Genomic DNA, 19,254 nt, shown 5'->3' with positions numbered 1-19,254 from the left:
GATCGGTGGGGACAAGCTGATCGAGCGTCACCATCTCGAGAGCTGTCTGATCCGGGCCGGGTTTCTTCAACATGAAACCAGTGAATCAAAAACCCACGGCTAACGCCAGGGGTTTGTCAGCAGTCTGGGAAAACCCGGCGGAAACGCCGGGTTTTCTTTTGTTCGTTTTCCGGAAAGGATTGAAGCATCTTCTCCGCGTTCACGTGAGCGCAGGATGCTCAAGAGGGGACCGGCTTAAAGTCCCTTCAGGAAACGGGCTATATCTTCCTGAGTTTCCCGTTCCCAGAGGACGGGTGTATGTCCCTGTTCGCGGATTGTTTTCAATTGTGCGTTCGGGTGGACATCCAGCATTCGCCGGCAGGTCTCCTCGCTCAGGAGATCGGAATGTTCTCCGTGGAGAATGAGCACCGGGCGGTCCGACAGCTTTTCGTACAAATGCCAGAGATCCGCGACGGGTGCCGCATCGTCGAGGCTCGCCAGTTGATGTGCGAGAGCGGGATCGTAGTCCATGACAACCCGGCCGCCTTCATCGGATGCCAGTTGACCTGCAAATTTTAGCCAGTCGGCAGGAAGAAAGGCGGGAAACTGATTTCCAAGTCTCCGCTGCAACGAACCTGCCGCGTCTTCAAGCGAAGCATGCGTCATTCTGTGCCCGAGCGTCGCCGCGATCCGGTGAATGGCCCGCATCTCGATATGAGGACCGACGTCGTTAAAAATCACCGCCGCCATGCGATCGGCCGGATACCGGCCGGCCATGGCAAGCGCATGCAACCCGCCCCTGGAGGTGCCCAGAACGGCAAAACGCTGAAGGCCAAGCTGTGCGATCGCCGCATCGATGTCCTTTCCCTCGATGGTCAGATCATAGTTTCGCCAGTCCGGGTCCCATTCGCTCATGCCTCTGCCGCGGTAATCGAGCGCAATCACATGGTGACCTCTGAGCTGAAGAAATTCAGCTATATCATTGAAATCTCGAATATTTCTTGAAAGTCCCGGAAGGCAGAGGACGGGCATGGCTACTGTGGTCGCATCCGCGCCGCTCCGGGCGGGAAGCCACTCATACCCCGCAAGGGTGAGGCCGTCAGGGCTCTTCCAGGTAAATCGTGTTCGGGGCGGAACCGAACCGGAAGCCGACCCTGCTGTCTGTAAGGCAGTTATCATAAGCGCCTCCCACGCCATATTTATCCGTAAGCCGGTTTCCTCAAAGATAGAGATGTTTCCGGCCGGCTGCCAATAGGAAGACCCCTTACACCCTTTTGTCGCGCACCCGTGTCGCCGGAAAGCCGCAACACGACACAGAAATGTAGCGAACCCGGGCCCGAATGACGACCGGAGCATTGCCCCTTGACCGGCAGATGAGTATGGTGCGCCTCCATTGAAATCCGGCAACGTTCAGACCACAGCCACATAAAGCATGATCCAAGAGGAAACCGAGATGTTCACAGGCTCCATTCCAGCGCTGATTACCCCGTTCAAGGACGGAGCGCTCGATGAGAAACGGTTTCAGGACTTTGTGGAATGGCAGATCGCGGAAGGGTCCTCCGGACTTGTCCCGGTCGGGACGACAGGTGAAAGCCCGACGCTGACACATGACGAACACAAGCGGGTTATCGAGCTATGCGTGGAAGCGGCCGCGGGCCGTGTTCCGGTCATTGCGGGCGCGGGATCCAACAACACCGTGGAAGCGATCGATTTCGCCCAGCATGCGGAAAAAGCCGGAGCCGACGGTCTTCTGGTTGTCACGCCTTATTATAACAAGCCGAACCAGGCAGGCCTGAAGGCGCATTTCAGGGCGGTCAACGATGCTGTCGGTCTGCCTATCCTTATCTACAATATTCCGGGCCGCTCCATTGTCGACATGACGCCGGAAACCATGGCGGAACTGTACGAGAGCTGTGAAAACATCAAGGGCGTGAAAGATGCGACCGCCGATCTTGCAAAAGCAAGCCGCCAGCGCCATCTGTGCGGTCCGGACTTCATTCAGCTTTCCGGCGAGGATATTTCCGCCCTGGCGTTTAACGCCCATGGCGGGGTGGGCTGCATCTCCGTGACCGCGAATGTCGCCCCGCGCTTGTGCGCGGAATTCCAGGCCGCGACGCTTGCCGGGGATTACAAGACGGCGCTGGACTATCAGGACCGTCTGGCGCCCTTGCACCGTGCGCTGTTCCTTGAACCGAGCCCGGGCGGCGCGAAATATGCGCTCTCGCTGCTTGGCAAGATCGAGGAAGAGCTGCGCCTGCCGCTTTTGCCGATTAGCGAAGCGGCGCAGACGGAAGTCCGCAGTGCGATGGCTCATGCCGGTCTGATCAATTGAGCAGGGATAGCTCGGAAGGATAAAAATGGCTCCGAAAAAAGGGGGCGTCCCGGGACGGACCATCATTTCCGACAACCGGAAAGCCCGGTTCAATTACGAGATCGAGGATACGCTGGAAGTCGGGATCGAGCTGCAGGGGACGGAAGTGAAATCCCTGCGCACCGGCAAGGCGAATATCGCCGAATCCTATGCGGCCGAACGAGGCGGCGAAATCTGGATCTACAACGTCTATATTCCTGAGTACCTGCAGGCCAACCGGTTCAACCATGAGCCGCGCCGGCCGCGCAAGCTGCTTTTGCACAAGCGCGAAATCGGCAAACTGGCTGCTGCCGTTCAAAAGGATGGCAAGACGATTGTTCCGCTCAAGCTTTATTTCAACGACCAGGGGCGCGCCAAGCTGGAGCTGGCCGTCGCGCGGGGCAAAAAGCTGCATGACAAGCGGGCAACGGAAAAGAAGCGGGACTGGGACCGGGAGAAGTCGCGTATTATGAAGAACGCCGGTTGAACTCGTCTCTCCGCTGAAGCTTCTGATTTATGCGCAGCCTGTTGAGAAGCTGCGCATAAGCTGTTTGTTTCCTGTGCACTAACTGTGAGTGATGTTCTGTCTTGTACAGAGCATTTGTTGTGCGAAACCTGTGCGTGGATGCAACAAGGCGCTTATCTGCGGAACAACTTTATTCTTAGCCACGAAACAATGTTATTTAGAGCGTCAAACGGCTCAGAATAGCCCGTTTCCGTTCCGATATCGGCACCGGCCTCCGGGAAATGCGGTCGACATGAACATGCGCGAAACGGCCATGGGCTGCGGTTATGGAAGATTTGCCGGAAAACAATCCTATCCGGAAAATCACCGAGCTTGAGCCGATTTTTTCAATCTTCAACCCCGCGCTGATGTCGTCGGGAAAAGTCAGCTCGCTAAAATAGTGGCAGCCAGTTTCGACGACGAGAAAGATCTGCTGACTATTTGCCGGCTCAAGGATACCGTTTTCCACGTACCAGCGGTTCACAGCCGTGTCGAAATAGCTGAAATACTGTACGTTATTGACATGGCCGTAGATACCCACATCCATCCACCGGGTGGGGATTGTGAGAAAGTCTGTGAAATCTTCGCGCTCAAGCGGCTCGGGGCGACTGGCCGGTGGATGACCTGTGGAAGTCATAAGGCTGCCTTGTAAATGGCCAATGCATCCGCTTCCGCGAGTTCTCTTGGATTGTTCACCAGAAGCCTGGTCTGTTTCATGGCGTCCGAGGCCAGTTTCGCCAAGTCCGCCTCGCCGATGCCGACATCCCGCAACCGGGTCTGAAGACCCAGTTTTGCGGAAAGCGCCGCCAGCCGGCCGGCAAACTGCCCGGCGCGTTCCGCCACGGCCTCGATGCCGGCAAGGTCGGGAAAGAGGACCGGGGCGATCTCCGCGTAGGTTTGCGCGGCAACGGCATTGTTGAACGCCAGCACATGCGGCAGGACCAGCGCATTGGACAGTCCGTGCGGCACGTGAAAGGTCCCGCCGAGCGGGTAGGCGAGGGCGTGCACGGCGGCAACCGGCGAATTCGCAAAGGCCATGCCCGCCAGCATCGAGCCGAGCAGCATCGCCCCCCTCGCGTCCTCGTCGCCGGGCGAGAGCACCGCTCGCTCAATGTTCGCCCCCAGTAGCCTCAGGGCTTCCACAGCCAGTGTTCTGGACAAGGGGTTGTTGTTGGCCGATTTCGACGCATAGGCCTCGATTGCATGCACCATTGCGTCAATTCCGGTCGCCGCGGTGACGGGAGCCGGGAGGCCGAGCGTCAGCAGCGGGTCCAGAACGGCCAGATCCGGAAGCAGGAGCGGGGAGACGACGCCGCGCTTTTCCTCTTCTCCAACGGTGATGATCGAAATCGGTGTGACCTCGGAACCGGTCCCTGCCGTCGTAGGGACGAGGATGAGCGGCAGCCGCGGACCTTTCGCATTGCCGATCCCCCAGGCGTCATCCAGATCTTCGCCGCTTCTGGCGATCAGCGCCACCAGTTTGGCAACGTCCAGGGACGACCCGCCGCCAAAACCGATAACGGATGTCGCGCCGTGAACCTTCGCCGCATCGATGGCCTTGTCCACCAACGCTCTCGGCGGATCTGCGCTGACATCGGAAAACCGCGCCACAACGCATCCGGCCCGCCGCAAGGAAGTCTCGCAGGGTTCCTGCAGGCCCAGGGAGACGATGCCCGGATCTGTCACAAGCAAGGGACGTTTGCCCAGCAAAGGGGATGCATGGCGGCTCAGTGCGGACGCAGCGCCGTTTTCAAAGATGATGCGTTGACTGGTATTGAACGTAAAAGCACTGATCATCGATCCCTCCGGACGCTCTTTTTCACCATAGAGTGCCCGCTGGCAATCTGCCCGTCGAGAGGAAAAACCGCAAGGATTTGAAGAGGAAGCCGCAAACCTGAAGAAGTCGCGGCCTGTGGCCAGGCGCATTTACCTGAACACAGGCCACTCAAGGCAGCGCCAGCGCGCCGACCCCGTGCCTAAAGGCGTCCCGGCCCGAACTTGTTGGACCGCGGGAATCCGGTCGGCGGCAGACGCCCTGCCTGACCGCGTTCGCCGCGCCATTCCGCGAGCTCCTCGAGGGAGCGGGTGAAGCTGCGGCCGGAGCTGTCGGTCCAGGTAAGGCCTTCTTCGCCCTTGAAGACGCGGATATCGGCGACGTTGCCGTCACGGTAGCGTTGCAGGCGCACGCCGCGTCCGCGTCCCATCTGCGGGATCTGGGCCAGCGGGAACAGGAGAAGCTTCCGGTTTTCGCCGATAATCGCCACCTGGTCTCCGGCGGCCTCGACGCAGAGCGTTGCCTCGGCGGGAGCGGTCAGGTTGAGGACCTGTTTGCCCTTGCGGGTGTTGGCGATCACATCGTCCTCGCCAACGACGAAGCCGCGCGCCTCGTTGCTGGCAAGCAGGAGATTGCGGCCCGGCTTGTGTACGAAGGCTCCCACCACATCCTGGGATTCGTCCATTTCCACCATCAGGCGGATCGGCTCGCCATGCCCGCGGCCGCCCGGCAGGCGGTCGGCGCCGAGTGTGAAGAACTTGCCACCCGTGGAGAAGATCAGGATCTTGTCGGTCGTCTCCGCATGGAAGGACAGTTTCAGCTTGTCGCCCTGCTTGAATGTCAGGGTCGAAAGGTCCGCCTGATGGCCCTTCAGCGCCCGGATCCAGCCCTTTTCCGAAATGATGACGGTGACCGGTTCCTTTTCGATCATCGCCTGCTGGATATCGACAAGATCCGTCTCGGGCGCTTCCGCCCTGTCGGTCCGTCGCTTGCCGATATCGGTTTCCGGTCCATAGACCTTGGAGATCTCGGCAATCTCCTTGGAAATCTTCGTCCATTGGCGCGCGTCGGAGCCGAGCAGCGTCGTGAGCCCATCCTTTTCAGCGGTGAGCTTGTCATGGTCCTTGCGGATTTCCAGCTCTTCAAGCTTGCGCAAGGATCTCAGGCGCATGTTGAGGATGGCTTCCGCCTGCACGTCGGTGAGCTCGAAGGTACGGATAAGCTCGGCTTTGGCATCGTCCTCTTCGCGGATGATGCGGATCACCTCGTCCAGGTTCAGATAGGCGACCAGATAGCCTTCAAGAACCTCGAGGCGGTGATTGATCTGGCCCAGCCGGTGTTCGGAACGCCGGATCAGGACTTCCTTACGGTGGTCGAGCCACTCCCGCAGAACCTGCTTCAGCCCCATGACCTTGGGCACCTTGCCCATGGACAGCACGTTCATGTTCAGCGAGAACCTGTTTTCGAGATCCGTCAGCTTGAACAGCGATTCCATCAGAATGTTCGCATCGACATTGCGCGAGCGGGGCACCAGAACAACGCGGATGTCTTCCGCGGACTCGTCCCGCACATCGTCGAGCAGGGGCAGCCTGCGGGCTGTCAGAAGCTCCGCGATCTTTTCGATCAGGCGCGATTTCTGAACCTGATAGGGAATTTCCGTAACAACGATCGCCCACTGGCCGCGGCCAAGATCCTCCACTTCCCAGCGGGCGCGTACGCGGAAGCTGCCGCGTCCGGTCGCATAGGCTTCGCGGATGGATCCCTGATCGGAGACCAGAAGTCCACCGGTCGGGAAATCCGGCCCCTTGATATACTCCAGAAGTTCGTCGACTTCCGCTTTCGGGTTGCGGATCAGGTGTTCGCAGGCCTGGCACAGTTCGAAGGCGTTGTGCGGCGGGATCGAGGTCGCCATGCCGACGGCGATGCCCGAGGAGCCGTTGCCGAGCAGGTTCGGGAAACCGCCGGGCAGGACAATGGGTTCCTTGTCCTCGCCATCATAGGTTTCCCGGAAGTCGATCGCGTTCTCGTCAAGTCCGTCCAGCAGGCGCCTGGCCGTATCGGTCATGCGTGCTTCGGTGTAACGCATCGCGGCGGCGTTATCGCCGTCGACATTGCCGAAATTGCCCTGGCCGTCGATCAGCGGATAACGCTGCGCAAAATCCTGGGCGAGGCGGACGAGGGCGTCATAGACGGCCTGATCGCCGTGCGGATGGTATTTACCGATAACGTCGCCGACGACACGGGCGCATTTCTTGAACCCCGAACCTGGGTCCAGTTTCAAAAGACGCATGGCATAGAGAAGGCGCCGGTGCACCGGCTTCAATCCATCGCGCACATCGGGCAAGGCCCGGTGCATGATGGTCGATAGCGCATAGTTCAGGTAGCGCTCTTCCAGCGCCTCCTTCAGGTTGATGCCTTCAATGCCGCCGGGCGGTAGTTTGGTCTCTTTTCCCATATCTGCTTGCTAGCCGGTTCAGGCAATCAGTGCAATTCGCTTCCGTGCATTCACAGGTGGGATCGGCGGATTTTCAACGGATTTCGACTGTCTGTGGGTTCTTGCGATCCGCGTAGCGGCCTAAAAGTTCCAAGGAAAGTCCTCGCGGTAGCGTTTTTCCAGGGCACCCAGAAGCTGCGAGCGTGTACCGCTGTCTCTGGCTTCTCTTTCCTGCAGGTGCCGGTTCAGGAAAAAGCTTGTCAGGTCAAAGCCCTGCGTGATGTCTGACCAGGTCAGTTCGCTGCCGGCCTGACGCTGGCCATCCAGAAGGAACGAGGGGAGCGGCAGCAGCTTTTCGTGATAGGGCAGGCCTGCCGCGCGGCTGACCGCGCGCGCCGATTTCGGGGACACATAGGCAAGATCCTCGCGGGTTCCGGTGGCGGCGCAGGAGGAAAGATCGAGACCGATTCCCAGTTCCCGCAAGAGTTCAAGTTCGAACCTGATGATGAGGGCGCCCGCCGTCTCCGCCGCGTTCAGATGGTCCAGGACGACACTCAGGGCGTTGAACAGCCCGGAGTAGGACTGCCGTTCCGGAAGAAGCCTCACGAGAAAGGCCAGATGCTGCACCCCGGTCAACCCTACGGAACTGTTCATCAGGTCGCCGGCGCGAAGATTGAGCGGGTCGATCTGAAACTGGCCGAGGTGATCCGACAGGCGGGCTTTCCAGGTCAGGTGCACCTCGTTACCGGGCTGCAGCACCGGACGCAGCCGCTTCGAGCGGCCGCCGCGCACCAGACCGAGATGCCGGCCGTGGTCGGGTGTCAGCACCTCCAGAATGACATCGTTTTCGCCATGTTTGCGGGCGGTCAGGACAATCCCGCGTCCGGTCCATTCCAAGTGCGGTTTCCCTGTTCAGGTCCCAGGTGGAGTTTGGCGGTCTCCGACACGGGCGCCAATTACTTTGGAAACTCAAGCCCCATTTCCCGGTAGCGTTCCGGGTCATCGGCCCAGTTTTCCCTGACTTTCACGAACAGGAACAGATGCACGGGCGCCCCGATGATTTCGGAAAGCTCATGGCGGGCCATCTGGGAAATCGCCTTGATGGTCTGGCCTTTCTTTCCCAGAACGATGCTCTTCTGGCTGTCGCGTTCCACATAGATGGTCTGCTCGATACGGGCGGATCCGTCCTTGCGGGTTTCCCACCGCTCTGTCTCGACGGTGGAAATATAGGGCAGCTCCTGGTGCAGCCGTTCGAACAGTTTTTCCCGCGTGATCTCGGACGCGAGAATGCGCAACGGCAGGTCGGAGGGCTGGTCCTCCGGATAAAGCCAGGGGCCTTCGGGCACCTTGGAGGCGAAATAGTCCAGAATGGTCTGGGTTCCGTCCCCGGTGAGCGCCGAAACCATGAAGGTTTCCTCGAACGGGGCGAATTCATTGGCCTTCTGCGCCAGTTGCAGAAGCTTTTCGCCCTTGGCGATATCCGTTTTGTTCAGGATCAGCACCTTTGGCGCCGACTGACCGGAAAGCCGCTTCAGGATGTTTTCGACTTCCTCGTCAATGCCCTTGCGGGAATCGATCAGAAGCGCGATCAGATCGGCGTCCCTGGCTCCGCCCCAGGCGGTGTCGACCATGGCGCGGTCCAGACGGCGTTTCGGCTTGAAGATGCCGGGTGTGTCGATGAACACCAGTTGCGCCTTGCCGTGCATGGCAACACCGCGCACGATGGACCGGGTGGTCTGCACCTTGTGCGTCACGATGGAGACCTTGGTGCCGACAAGCTGATTGATCAGGGTGGATTTACCCGCATTCGGCGCGCCGATCAGGGCAACAAAGCCTGCCGTCGTTCCCGAAGGCATGGCTGAAACGGGATCGGGCAGGGGAAAGTCGAACCGGCCTTTCGGGGGCTGGAAGCCGTTGTCCTCTTCCTCCGGTTCGCCGGTACGGTTCGCGTCCTGGTCTTCGTCGCTCAAGGTGCTTTTATTCCTTCCAAACGCCTTCCCGGCGGAGCACGGCCTCGGCCGCGCTCTGTTCTGCGATCCGCTTCGAACCGCCCTTGCCTTCGCCGGGTTTCAGGCCCTGCACGATCACCGACACCGTGAAATTCGGTTCATGATCGGGGCCGTCGCGGCTTGTAACCTCATAGTGCGGTGTCGGCAGGCTTTTGGACTGCGCCCATTCCTGCAAGGTGGTCTTGGCATCCCTGAGCGGTCCCGACAAGGATAACATACGCGGTTCCCAAAGGCGCTGGATAAAAGCCTCTGCCGCCTCGTACCCGCCATCCAGATAGATCGCGGCGATCACCGCCTCGCAGATATCCGCGAGCAGCGCGGTCTTTTTGCGTCCGCCGGTCTGCGCTTCCGCAAGGCCGATGCGCATGGCGTCGCCTATGCCGAGTTCCTGCGCGACCTCGGCGCAGGTCTCGCGCTTGACCATATGGTTGAATCGCCGGGCCAGTTCGCCTTCGTCGGCCCTGGAAAAGTGACGGTGCAGCATGGAGGCGATTGCCAGGCCGAGCACCCGGTCACCGAGAAACTCCAGGCGCTGGTAACTTCCCGCGACTGTTTCCGAAGGGGTGAGCGCGCTTGCGTGCGTCAGCGCGACGCGCAGCAGCTCCAGATCCTTGAAATCGTAATGCAGCGCTGCCTTGAGGGCGGAGATGGAGTTCTTCTGTTGTTGTGGTTGCTTGATCATGCAGCCTGCTTGGTCCTTCAGCGGGGACGGACGCCGTACCGGGCGCTCAAAGCGTCCGGCCGATCCGCTCCCAGCGCACGCTCCAGGGCCAGGTCCAGATCTGCCAGGCCGGAGTTTCGTCCTTGATGGAGAAGAACAGGATTTCCGCGCGTCCCATGAAGTTATCGAACGGCACATACCCGACGCGGCTCAGGACCCGGCTGTCGATGGAATTGTCCCGGTTGTCGCCCATCATGAAATAATGGCCCTCCGGCACCTTGTACTCGCGTGTATTGTCTAGCTGGCCACGGGTCGTCAGATCGAGCGTGTCGTAGGAGACGCCGTTTGGAAGGGTTTCGCGGAAACGAGGAACCCGGCGGACGACGCCGGAGGGGGACTGTTCGATATAGTCGTCGATGCGCTCGCGCTTGACCGGCTCGCCATTGATCTGAACGACACCGTCGATCACCTGGATCGTGTCGCCGGGCAGGCCGATCACCCGTTTGATATAGTCGATCGAAGTGTCGGTGGGAAGTTTGAAGACGGCCACATCCCCCCGCTCCGGATTCGAAGCAAACACCCGCCCGGAAAAGGGGCCCAGACCGAAGGGGAACGAGAAGCGCGAATAGCCGTAGCTGTATTTGGAAACAAACAGATAGTCGCCGATGAGCAGCGTGTCTTTCATGGACCCGGAAGGGATGTTGAACGGCTGAAACAGGAAGGTCCGGACGATCAGGGCCAGCAACAGCGCCTGGACAATGACCTTCACGGTTTCATAAAGGCCGCCGTCCTTTTCTTTCTTGTTGTCTGTCACGCTCATTTTATCCCTTAGACAAGTTGTCCGGAAACCCGGAGGGAGAAGCCGCTATGCAGCGGGACTCTTAGCTCTTCAAGCGAATGGAAGCAATGCGGGGAAAGCTTCCCGTGAATGGTCATACCCTTAAAAACAGGCGGAACAGATCCTTCATGAGCACGTCTTGAGAAGACCGCTCCGTTTTTCCCCCGCGGCGCCATGACAAGGGCCTAAATTCACGGTTGTCGGCCCCAAGAACCGTGGCTCAGGGCACTTATGAGGATCGTTCGGCTTTTTTTCAAGCGCTGCCGTCTTCTTCCATCGGCGTATCCGGTGCCGGGAAGAGGCGGCCGTTCTTGCCGGCGAGAGCGCGCCGCCGCCGGCGTTGATAAACCTCGACGCTCTTGAGGACAATCACATAGGAGATCGATCCGACTATCAGGCCGACAGGAACCGCGCCGATGAACATCGGTTTGAGCATCGGCCACAACGCGTCGAAGGACCTTTCCCAAAGCCCGTGCTGAAACTGCTGGTGAACCTCGTGAGTGTCGGCCCTCGGCGCCCGGCCGTGCAGAACCCACTGTCCGATCTTGTAGGTAAGGGCCCAGATAAAGGGAAATGTCAGCGGGTTGCCGACGGAGGTTCCAAGGGCTGCTGCAATTAGATTGCCGCGAAGCAGGTAGGCAAGGGCAAAGGCGGTCAGGAAATGAAAGCCGATCAGCGGAGTGAAGGAAGCGAATGCGCCGGCGGCGAACCCGATAGCGATGGTATGCGGCGTTGCCGTCAGCCGTAGCACCCGTTTGCTGAAATAGCGCGTTGACCGGGACCAGCTGTTGCGGGGCCAGACGGCGACGCGCAGGCGCTCGACGCGGGACGGCCTATTTCTTCGGCGAAACAGCATGGTCTTGAGTTGGTCTCCGTTGTTCCAGCTCGTTCCTGATCAGTTCAATCCGCGGCAACCCGGTTTTGTCGCAGGCAGGGCCGCCAGTTTCGGCGGAAGATTGGCCGGCTCACAGGCAGGCACCTTGTATTGAGCCAGTGCGATGACCGGCACGCACGCATCGGCTTCCCCGCCTGACCGGTAGATGAGGCAGGCAACGGCGTGGACTTCAGCACCAAGAACTTTCAACGAGGTTACCGTTCCCCGGCTGGAGAGCCCGGTTGTCACGATATCCTCAACATCAATGCCCCGCGTTCCCGCGTGTAGATCGAAACCGCGCAGGCCCGACGTCAGACTGAGTTGCCCTTCATGGGTCGCACCGGTTTTCCGGAACAGGGGCGACACTTCGTCATGTGTCATAAGATATTTTCCCGCAAACTGACGCGCTGCTATCCATTGACCCGGCTGACGCTTGAAACATTCGGTTTGGAACGCAATTGATTGATGATCCGGTTCAGGTGCTTCAGGTCCCAGACTTCCAGATCTATGACCATTTCATGGAAATCTTGCGCCCGTTGTATCATTTTTACATTGTCGATATTGCCGCTGTTTTCACCAATGACCTGGGCGATTGTCGCTAGGGAGCCCGGTTCATTGGCGGCCGAGATATCGAGACGCGCCGGGAACCGTTCCGGATTGTCGACGTCGATATCCCATCTGACATCCACCCAGCGCTCCGTCTGATCATCGAATTCCTTCAGGGACGGTGACTGTATGGGATAGATGGTCAGTCCTTCCGAAGGGGTCAAGATGCCCACGATGCGGTCGCCGGGGACCGCGCCGCCATCGGGAGCGAATGTGACCGGAATATCGCCGGACAGGCCGCGGATCGGCAGGGCAGGGCCTTCACCGTTCTCATCGGCGGGGCCGGATACCTGCTGCTCGTGGTCCAGTTCGCCCGGCGGAATGCGGAACTTCATGCCGTGCCCCTGTTTCAGCCCGAACCAGCCCTCTTCCATCGGGGGGCCGGATATCGCGACGCGTTCGTCCTGGTAATCGGGATGCGCCGATTTCAGGATCGCTTGCGCACTCAGGTCGCCGCGGCCGACGGCGGCCAGCAGATCCGCGACGCTGGCCTGGTGATGTTCGTCCAGCACGGCGTCCAGAAGGTCTTCCGAATAGGCTTTCTCTGCACGGGAGAAGGCCCGCTTGAGGATATGTTCGCCAAGGGCGCCATATTGCTTGCGCACGGATTCGCGTGTCGCGCGGCGGATGGCCGCACGGGCCTTGCCGGTCACGGCGATGGTTTCCCAGGCGGGCGGTGGCGTTTGCGCGGGCGAGCGGATGATTTCCACCTCGTCGCCATTGTGGAGTTCGGTCACCAGCGGCATGATCTTGCCGTTGACCTTGCAGCCGACGCAGGTATTGCCGATGCCGGTGTGGACCGCATAGGCGAAATCGATCGGCGTCGCGCCGCGCGGCAGGGCGATCAGGCGGCCCTTGGGCGAGAAGCAGAAGACCTGATCGTGGAAGAGCTCCAGCTTTGTGTTTTCCAGAAACTCCTCGGGCGTATTTCCCTGGGCGAGCAGTTCCGTCGTCCGCCGCAACCATTCGAAGGCGCGGAAGTCATCCGAGTAGCGGGCAATGTTGCGGCCGCCGAACTCGCCGTCCTTGTAGAGCGCATGGGCCGCAATTCCGTATTCGGCGACCCTGTCCATGGAAATGGTGCGGATCTGCAGCTCGACGCGCTGGCGGGAGGGACCGACAATGGTGGTGTGGATCGACTTGTAGTCGTTCTGCTTCGGGGTGGAGATATAATCCTTGAACCGGCCGGGAACGGTTGGCCAGGTCGTGTGGATGACACCCAGAACTCTGTAACAGGCCTCAACCGTGCCAACGGTCACCCGGAAGCCGTAGATATCGGAAAGCTGCTCGAAGCCGATCGCCTTGCGTTGCATCTTGCGGAAAATCGAGTAGGGGCGCTTTTCCCGCCCCTTGACGAGCGCCGCCATGCCGCGTTCGCTGAGCCGTTCCGTGAGGGTGGTTTCGATCTCAAGGATCAGGTCCTTGTTGCGTTCGCGCAGATCTTCCAGCCTGTCGGTGATGGTCTCGTAGGCTTCCGGATTGAGCGTGCGGAAGGAAATGTCTTCCAGCTCCTCGCGCATGTCATGCATGCCCATGCGGCCGGCCAGCGGCGCATAGATCTCCATGGTCTCTTCCGCGATGCGGCCGCGCTTGTGCTCCGGCATGTGATGGAGCGTGCGCATGTTGTGCAGGCGGTCCGCCAGTTTCACCAGCAGCACGCGGACATCGTCGGCGATGGCGAGCAGAAGCTTGCGGAAGTTTTCCGCCTGGTTGGCTTTCTGGGACACCAGATCGAGGCGCTTGATCTTGGTCAGGCCCTCGACCAGCTTGCCGATTTCCTCGCCGAACAGGCTGTCGATTTCCGACCGGGTGGCGTCGGTGTCCTCTATCGTATCGTGCAGGAGCGCGACGGCAATGGTCGCGTCATCTAGACGCAGGCCGGTCAGGATGGCGGCGACTTCGAGAGGATGGGAGAAATAGGGGTCGCCCGATGCGCGCATCTGGGAGCCGTGCTTCTGCATGGCGTAGACATAAGCCTTGTTGAGCAAGGCTTCGTCTGCTTCCGGATTGTAGCGCGTAACCCGTTCTACGAGTTCGTATTGTCGCATCATGGCCGTAACCGACCCAGGCAACCGGCCGGGACATCAGCAGGTTCAACAAAAAAAACAGGCCGAAGCGCCGGGCCGGGCCGGGCGCGCTTCAGACCTGTCTGTGACGAAAAGTCAGACGTCGTCGGTTCGCTCCGGCGGAACCAGGCCTTCAAGGCCGCGCAGAAGGTCTTCTTCGGACATGCGGTCGAATTCCACCGCGCCGTCATCGACGGCATTGACCTGGGTCACCTGATGCTGATTTGCGGATGGAACGACCGGCACGGCATCCGCTTCCGGCTCATCGACTTCCACAAATTTCTGCAACGAGTGGATCAGGTCTTCCTTCATGTCTTCCGGGCTGACGGTCTGCTCGGCGATCTCGCGCAGGGCAACGACAGGGTTCTTGTCGTTGTCGCGATCGATCGTGAGCGGAGAACCGCTGGAAATCATGCGAGCGCGATGCGCAGCAATCAACACCAGCTCAAACCGGTTTTCGACCTTGTCGATGCAGTCCTCGACGGTCACGCGCGCCATTCGACGTCTCCATAGGTTTAAGGAACTTGAAGAAACAGCGTATAGTGTTCGCGTTTCCAAAAAGCAACCCCCGCCAGATCAGAAGGGCGCCGGTTACGGCTTTGGATGGGGACGGTCACTTTTGGCTGAATTTTCGGCCGTTTTTTCAAATCGGCTCTCGCTTTTGCATTGCGACAGTCCAATATAATGGTGTAGGGCACTTAAACGGTCCGAAAAAGAATCAGAAGGCCGTTGGGAAAAACAAAAAAATAAGCTGTCTGAAGTTGCGGAAATTAGCAGCGTCAACACAGCACATATGTGTTGTTTAAAGTATTGGACTAGCAGGGTCCGGCCGCGGGAAGCCGGATTCGTCGTCACAATTTAAAAACGGCACATATCACTCGGAAAGGTTTCAAATAAGATGTTTGACGCTCGAGAAAAGGTTGCTTTGTTCATTGATGGAGCCAACTTGTATTCGACGGCCAAAGCCATCGGTTTCGACATCGACTACAAGCGTTTGTTGAAAGAGTTCCAGGGACACGCATACCTTCTGCGCGCCTACTATTACACAGCGCTGATAGAAGATCAGGAATATTCCTCCATCCGCCCGTTGATCGATTGGCTGGACTATAACGGCTATAAGGTCATCACCAAGCCGGTAAAGGAATTCGTCGACAGCGCCGGGCGCCGCAAGGTCAAAGGCAACATGGATATCGAGCTTGCCGTCGATGCCATGGAACTGGTCGAATCCGTTGACCACATCGTCCTGTTCTCCGGAGATGGCGACTTCCGTTCGCTGGTCGAAGCGTTGCAGCGCAAGGGCCGCAAGGTCAGCGTTGTCTCGACCCTGAAAACCCAGCCGCCGATGATCGCCGACGATCTGCGCCGGCAGGCGGACCACTTCATCGACCTGGCAAGCCTTGCCAACAAGATCGGCCGCGATCCTTCCGAGCGCCCCGTTCGCCCGCAGATGGCGGCGGAAGTCGACGACGATGACGAGGACGACGATTACTAAGGCCGGCTGATGCCTCTTGCGAACGCAGATCTGGGACCGCTCGAACCGCCTTCGGATTGTCCGGCGTGTCCGCGGCTTGTCGCCTTGCGCGAAGAGCTGAAGGAGCTTCATCCCGACTGGCACAACGCGCCGGTTCCATCCTTCGGATCATCGTCGCCGCGCCTGCTGGTCATCGGGCTTGCACCGGGCATGAAGGGGGCCAACAGCACCGGCCGGCCGTTCACGGGCGACTATGCCGGAGATCTGCTCTACAAGACCATGCTGGACTATGGGTTCGCCGAGGGCACCTACCTTGCCCGGCCCGATGACGGACTGTCGCTGAACGGCGCCCTGATCACCAATGCGGTCCGCTGCCTGCCGCCGCAGAACAAGCCGACCGGCGAGGAGATCAGGACCTGCCGGCCTTATCTGCTGGCGACACTGGCCGCCAATCCGTCCATCCGCGCCGTTCTGGCGCTCGGGCGGATCGCTCATGAAACCTTCCTCACGGCGCTTGAGCTCAAACGGGCGGGATATCCGTTCGCTCACGGCGCGCAGCATGAACTGCCCGGATACGGCATGGATCTGTTCGACAGCTATCACTGCTCGCGCTACAACACCAATACCCGCCGCCTGACGGAAGAGATGTTCAGATCCGTCTTCGACAAGATCCGCCGGCACATCCCGTAACACCAGCGCTTCGATCTGTTTCCCGCTGCCTGATTATTGAGGGTGGCATTACAGGCTCGTTATATTCGCGTCCGCGTCGACGATCACCCAGCCGTTCGGGCCCAGATGTTCCTGCGGCCTAAAGCGGGCCTTGTAGGCCATCTTGGCCGAGCCCTCGACCCAATAGCCCAGATACACGTACGGCAGACGTAATCTCCGCGCCCGGTTGATATGGTCGAGGATCATGTAGGTTCCGAGCGCTGTCTGCTCATAGGCCGGGTCGTAGAAGGAATAGACCATCGACAGCCCGTCGGAGAGCTGATCGCTGAGCGCGACGCCGAGAAGCGGGCCGTCTCCGGTGCCGGTCAGGAAACTGTCCGGCCCCCGGCGCCGGTATTCGAGCACCAGCGTCTCCACATGGGTGTCCTCGACCATCATCGCATAGTCGAGAACGCTCATCTCCGTCATGCCGCCATTCTCGTGCCGGGCCTGCAGATAATCGCGGAAGAGGTCGTACTGCTCGGCCGACGGGCTCGGCGGAAGGCGCGCACCGACGATGTCCGCCCCGGACTTCCACACGCGTTTCAAGGACCTGGTCCATTTGAAATCGTCCACCCGGACGCGCACGGAAATGCAGGCCTGGCATTTTTCGCAGGCCGGCCGGTAGGCAATGTTCTGGCTGCGGCGGAAACCGCCCTGCGTCAGAACCTCGTTGAGCGCCGGGGCGTTGTGGCCGACAAGATGCGTGAAGACCTTGCGCTCCTGGTGGCCCTCAAGATAGGGGCAGGGCGCAGGCGCCGTCAGATAGAATTGCGGATGATCCGTTGGGTGGCGTGTCACCGTATTGTCCCGCGAAACCTCAAGGCCTGACCACATACCAAAGAGTCATAATCAATGTTCTTTGGTATCCCTCCACATTTACAATCCGTAATACCATGGTGCGACCAGAGAGAAGGTCAACCATAAAATAAGAGCCAGCGGTGTGCCGGCGCGCACGAAATCGATAAACCTGTAGTGACCGGGCCCCATGACGATCAGGTTGGTCTGATAGCCGATGGGGGTGGCGAAGGAACTGTTGGCCGCAAAGATCAGGCAGACAACGAAGGCCTCCGGCTTCTGACCGATCTGGTCGGCCAGATTGATCGCGATCGGCGTGAACAGCACCGCCGCGGCATTGTTCGACAGGAAATTGGTCAAAAGCATGACAACGAAGAACAGCGCCGACAGCATGACCGGTGCCGAGGCGCCGTGCAGCACATAGACCATCGCCGAGGCGATGGCCGTCGAGCCGCCGGTGGTTTCCAGCGCCACCGCGCCGGCCAGCGAGGCGCCGACCAGCATGAAGATCCGGCTGTCGATGGCGCGCAGGGCCTGACGGACATTGAGGCAGCCCGACGCGATCATCGCGAAGGTGCCGGCCACCGCGGTCGAGACGATCGGCACCAGGCCGCTGGCGGCAAGCGCGACCACGCAGGCAAAGATGATCAGCGCGTGCGGAGCGTAGCGCCGCCTGGGCAATTCCGCGGTCGACCAGTCGAGCAGCAGCACGTCGCGGTTGCCGCGCAGGCGGCTGATCTCGTCTTCCTTGCCGGCGACCAGAAGCACGTCCCCGGCCTCCAGGCGGATGTCGTTCATCGCCATGCGCGGCATGCGGCTGCGCCTCTGGATGCCCATCACCAGGCAGCCGGTGTCGCTGTAGAAGCCCGACTGCGGCAAGGTCCTGCCCATCAGGCGCGAGGCGGGCGCCACGACCACTTCCGCCAGGCTGATGGATCCCGGCGTTGCCGCGGAAGGCTCCCGGCCGGCGACATTGCCGTCCGATTCCGCCTCCATGAGCGGCTGGCGCCGGGCAAGGGCATTGGCGAGCGCCGTGCGTGTCGCGGCGACGATCACCGTGTCGCCGGGCGACAGCACGACATTTTCGAACGGCGGCAGGATCGGCTTCTGGCCCCGCTGCACGAGACGAACGGTCATGTCCTTGAGTTTAGGGAACATGCCGGAGACCGCCTCGACCCCGACCAGCGGGTGGCCGTAGGTGATCTCGATCTGCGCGATGAACTGCTTGCCGGACGTCGCCTGAAACTCCTCGGCCATGGTCTTGCGGGTCTTCAAAAGACGCGGCATGAGGAACAGGACGTAAATCGCCCCGGTACCGGCAACGATCAGGCCGATCGGCGTGAAGGAGAAAAACGTCAGCTTGAGATCGGAGTGTTGCGCAGCGTAATTGGCGACCAGAAGGTTGGTCGAGGAGCCGATCAGGGTGGTCATACCACCCAGGATCGCGAGGAAGGACAGCGGCATCAGCACGCGGGCGGGGGACTGGCCGACGGTCGCCGCGACCGCGGTCAGGATCGGCAGGAACATCACCACCACGGGCGTATTGTTCAGGAAAGCGCTGAGCACGGCAACCGCGAGCAGAATGGGGATCGCCGCCCGGTGCGAGCGGCCGCGCGTCATCCGCACGATTGCCTTCGCCGGACCTTCCAGCGCATCGGTCTGGAACAGCCCCTGACCGATGATCAGCAGGCAGATGACCGTGATCAGCGCCGGGTTCGAAAAGCCGGCCAGGAAATCGGCCGCCGAAACCTGCGCGCCGTCCTGCTTGGTGACCGGAAAGACAGAAAAGATGACGATGAAGGCGGCAACGGATCCGAGCGCGATGGTTTCGATCGAATAGCGCTCAATGGCGTAGAGAACCACAGTCGACGCAATCACCACAAAGGTCAGCGCCATTGCAATATCAACTGATTCCATTCACCTGCCCAAGGACTTCATCGCCGATCCTGACGAACGCGCACTTTAAAACAGGCGGTCCCGGTAATGAAAGAGCTTTGACGCCAGATAGCCGTTGAAAGTGCGGGATCACGGGAAGAAGCGTTGCCACGGGGCAGGGCCGGAGTTTCTTCTGCCCCGGTCCGGGAAGGAAGAGGCTCGGGGTGACATGGCAAATCTCTCAAGGGCACGGCGAGATTTTCGCCTTCACCCGGAGCCGTGCTCCGGCCGCGCCATGTGAAGACC

18 protein-coding genes are annotated in these 19,254 nt (G+C 60.1%); 4 read left to right on the top strand and 14 right to left on the bottom strand.

Annotated elements, in window-relative coordinates; translation table 11 throughout:
• Window positions 1-234: 234 nt before the first annotated feature.
• Window positions 235-1,011, bottom strand: coding sequence for an alpha/beta fold hydrolase (locus CLV41_RS22040; protein ID WP_235867221.1), 777 nt, complete (start codon window positions 1,009-1,011; stop codon window positions 235-237).
• 421 nt (window positions 1,012-1,432) lie between these two features.
• Between CLV41_RS22040 and dapA the strand changes: the two genes are divergently transcribed.
• Window positions 1,433-2,311, top strand: coding sequence for a 4-hydroxy-tetrahydrodipicolinate synthase (dapA, locus tag CLV41_RS22035; protein ID WP_103224643.1), 879 nt, complete (start codon window positions 1,433-1,435; stop codon window positions 2,309-2,311).
• 25 nt (window positions 2,312-2,336) lie between these two features.
• Window positions 2,337-2,816 (top strand): SsrA-binding protein SmpB, encoded by a 480-nt coding sequence (gene smpB / locus CLV41_RS22030; protein WP_103224615.1) that lies wholly within the window; start codon window positions 2,337-2,339, stop codon window positions 2,814-2,816.
• Window positions 2,817-3,012: 196 nt separating this feature from the next.
• Here smpB and CLV41_RS22025 read toward each other — a convergent pair whose 3' ends face one another.
• From CLV41_RS22025 to rpoZ, 11 genes are all read right to left on the bottom strand, one after another.
• Window positions 3,013-3,471 (bottom strand): acyl-CoA thioesterase, encoded by a 459-nt coding sequence (locus tag CLV41_RS22025; RefSeq protein WP_208987663.1) that lies wholly within the window; start codon window positions 3,469-3,471, stop codon window positions 3,013-3,015.
• Window positions 3,468-4,631, bottom strand: a complete 1,164-nt coding sequence (locus tag CLV41_RS22020; RefSeq protein ID WP_103224614.1) for an iron-containing alcohol dehydrogenase — start codon at window positions 4,629-4,631, stop codon at window positions 3,468-3,470. The genes CLV41_RS22025 and CLV41_RS22020 overlap by 4 nt, the downstream gene beginning before the upstream one ends.
• Window positions 4,632-4,810: 179 nt before the next feature.
• Window positions 4,811-7,063, bottom strand: coding sequence for a DNA topoisomerase IV subunit A (parC, locus tag CLV41_RS22015; protein ID WP_103224613.1), 2,253 nt, complete (start codon window positions 7,061-7,063; stop codon window positions 4,811-4,813).
• 120 nt (window positions 7,064-7,183) lie between these two features.
• Window positions 7,184-7,939 (bottom strand): DNA repair protein RecO, encoded by a 756-nt coding sequence (recO, locus tag CLV41_RS22010; protein ID WP_103224612.1) that lies wholly within the window; start codon window positions 7,937-7,939, stop codon window positions 7,184-7,186.
• A gap of 59 nt (window positions 7,940-7,998) precedes the next feature.
• Window positions 7,999-8,898: a GTPase Era gene (gene era, locus CLV41_RS22005; protein WP_103224641.1), complete on the bottom strand. Its 900-nt coding sequence runs from the start codon at window positions 8,896-8,898 to the stop codon at window positions 7,999-8,001.
• 121 nt (window positions 8,899-9,019) lie between these two features.
• The gene (gene rnc, locus CLV41_RS22000) at window positions 9,020-9,733 is read right to left on the bottom strand and encodes a ribonuclease III (protein WP_103224611.1); all 714 of its coding nucleotides are present in this window, start codon (window positions 9,731-9,733) and stop codon (window positions 9,020-9,022) included.
• A 46-nt stretch (window positions 9,734-9,779) separates the two neighbouring features.
• Entirely contained in the window at window positions 9,780-10,532 is a 753-nt protein-coding gene (gene lepB / locus CLV41_RS21995; protein WP_103224610.1) for a signal peptidase I, read from the bottom strand.
• A gap of 271 nt (window positions 10,533-10,803) precedes the next feature.
• Window positions 10,804-11,406: a DUF2062 domain-containing protein gene (locus tag CLV41_RS21990; RefSeq protein WP_103224609.1), complete on the bottom strand. Its 603-nt coding sequence runs from the start codon at window positions 11,404-11,406 to the stop codon at window positions 10,804-10,806.
• Window positions 11,407-11,445: 39 nt separating this feature from the next.
• Window positions 11,446-11,805, bottom strand: a complete 360-nt coding sequence (locus CLV41_RS21985; RefSeq protein WP_103224608.1) for a type I phosphoribosyltransferase — start codon at window positions 11,803-11,805, stop codon at window positions 11,446-11,448.
• Between the two features lie 29 nt (window positions 11,806-11,834).
• Window positions 11,835-14,081, bottom strand: coding sequence for a RelA/SpoT family protein (locus tag CLV41_RS21980; RefSeq protein WP_103224607.1), 2,247 nt, complete (start codon window positions 14,079-14,081; stop codon window positions 11,835-11,837).
• A gap of 111 nt (window positions 14,082-14,192) precedes the next feature.
• Window positions 14,193-14,594 (bottom strand): DNA-directed RNA polymerase subunit omega, encoded by a 402-nt coding sequence (gene rpoZ / locus CLV41_RS21975; RefSeq protein WP_103224606.1) that lies wholly within the window; start codon window positions 14,592-14,594, stop codon window positions 14,193-14,195.
• Window positions 14,595-14,994: 400 nt separating this feature from the next.
• On the opposite strand from rpoZ, the gene CLV41_RS21970 reads away from it, so the two are divergent.
• Both CLV41_RS21970 and CLV41_RS21965 read left to right on the top strand, forming a co-directional pair.
• Window positions 14,995-15,588 carry a LabA-like NYN domain-containing protein gene (locus CLV41_RS21970; RefSeq protein WP_103224605.1) on the top strand — a complete coding sequence of 198 codons (594 nt, stop codon included), beginning with the start codon at window positions 14,995-14,997 and terminating at the stop codon, window positions 15,586-15,588.
• A 9-nt stretch (window positions 15,589-15,597) separates the two neighbouring features.
• Window positions 15,598-16,257: a uracil-DNA glycosylase gene (locus CLV41_RS21965; protein WP_103224604.1), complete on the top strand. Its 660-nt coding sequence runs from the start codon at window positions 15,598-15,600 to the stop codon at window positions 16,255-16,257.
• Window positions 16,258-16,305: 48 nt separating this feature from the next.
• On the opposite strand, the gene CLV41_RS21960 is transcribed toward CLV41_RS21965, so the two are convergent.
• Both CLV41_RS21960 and CLV41_RS21955 read right to left on the bottom strand, forming a co-directional pair.
• Window positions 16,306-17,076 carry an arginyltransferase gene (locus CLV41_RS21960; RefSeq protein WP_103224640.1) on the bottom strand — a complete coding sequence of 257 codons (771 nt, stop codon included), beginning with the start codon at window positions 17,074-17,076 and terminating at the stop codon, window positions 16,306-16,308.
• 78 nt (window positions 17,077-17,154) lie between these two features.
• Window positions 17,155-18,990 (bottom strand): SLC13 family permease, encoded by a 1,836-nt coding sequence (locus CLV41_RS21955; RefSeq protein WP_103224603.1) that lies wholly within the window; start codon window positions 18,988-18,990, stop codon window positions 17,155-17,157.
• Window positions 18,991-19,254 lie beyond the last annotated feature (264 nt).

The organism is Roseibium marinum (assembly GCF_002906165.1).
GTDB lineage: Bacteria > Pseudomonadota > Alphaproteobacteria > Rhizobiales > Stappiaceae > Roseibium > Roseibium marinum.
The sequence above is the reverse complement of the archived record's forward strand: the minus strand, read 5'-3'. Positions and strand labels throughout refer to the sequence as shown.

What these genes read in the sequence shown, in the direction of transcription:
- CLV41_RS21985 (WP_103224608.1), bottom strand. Translation starts at nt 11,805, where the DNA reads ATGACACATGACGAAGTGTCGCCCCTGTTCCGGAAAACCGGTGCGACC.
- CLV41_RS21965 (WP_103224604.1), top strand. Translation starts at nt 15,598, where the DNA reads ATGCCTCTTGCGAACGCAGATCTGGGACCGCTCGAACCGCCTTCGGAT.
- rnc (WP_103224611.1), bottom strand. Translation starts at nt 9,733, where the DNA reads ATGATCAAGCAACCACAACAACAGAAGAACTCCATCTCCGCCCTCAAG.
- dapA (WP_103224643.1), top strand. Translation starts at nt 1,433, where the DNA reads ATGTTCACAGGCTCCATTCCAGCGCTGATTACCCCGTTCAAGGACGGA.
- era (WP_103224641.1), bottom strand. Translation starts at nt 8,898, where the DNA reads ATGCCTTCGGGAACGACGGCAGGCTTTGTTGCCCTGATCGGCGCGCCG.
- CLV41_RS21990 (WP_103224609.1), bottom strand. Translation starts at nt 11,406, where the DNA reads ATGCTGTTTCGCCGAAGAAATAGGCCGTCCCGCGTCGAGCGCCTGCGC.
- lepB (WP_103224610.1), bottom strand. Translation starts at nt 10,532, where the DNA reads ATGAGCGTGACAGACAACAAGAAAGAAAAGGACGGCGGCCTTTATGAA.
- smpB (WP_103224615.1), top strand. Translation starts at nt 2,337, where the DNA reads ATGGCTCCGAAAAAAGGGGGCGTCCCGGGACGGACCATCATTTCCGAC.
- CLV41_RS21970 (WP_103224605.1), top strand. Translation starts at nt 14,995, where the DNA reads ATGTTTGACGCTCGAGAAAAGGTTGCTTTGTTCATTGATGGAGCCAAC.
- CLV41_RS22020 (WP_103224614.1), bottom strand. Translation starts at nt 4,631, where the DNA reads ATGATCAGTGCTTTTACGTTCAATACCAGTCAACGCATCATCTTTGAA.
- CLV41_RS21955 (WP_103224603.1), bottom strand. Translation starts at nt 18,990, where the DNA reads ATGGAATCAGTTGATATTGCAATGGCGCTGACCTTTGTGGTGATTGCG.
- CLV41_RS21980 (WP_103224607.1), bottom strand. Translation starts at nt 14,081, where the DNA reads ATGATGCGACAATACGAACTCGTAGAACGGGTTACGCGCTACAATCCG.
- CLV41_RS22025 (WP_208987663.1), bottom strand. Translation starts at nt 3,471, where the DNA reads ATGACTTCCACAGGTCATCCACCGGCCAGTCGCCCCGAGCCGCTTGAG.
- parC (WP_103224613.1), bottom strand. Translation starts at nt 7,063, where the DNA reads ATGGGAAAAGAGACCAAACTACCGCCCGGCGGCATTGAAGGCATCAAC.
- CLV41_RS22040 (WP_235867221.1), bottom strand. Translation starts at nt 1,011, where the DNA reads ATGCCCGTCCTCTGCCTTCCGGGACTTTCAAGAAATATTCGAGATTTC.
- rpoZ (WP_103224606.1), bottom strand. Translation starts at nt 14,594, where the DNA reads ATGGCGCGCGTGACCGTCGAGGACTGCATCGACAAGGTCGAAAACCGG.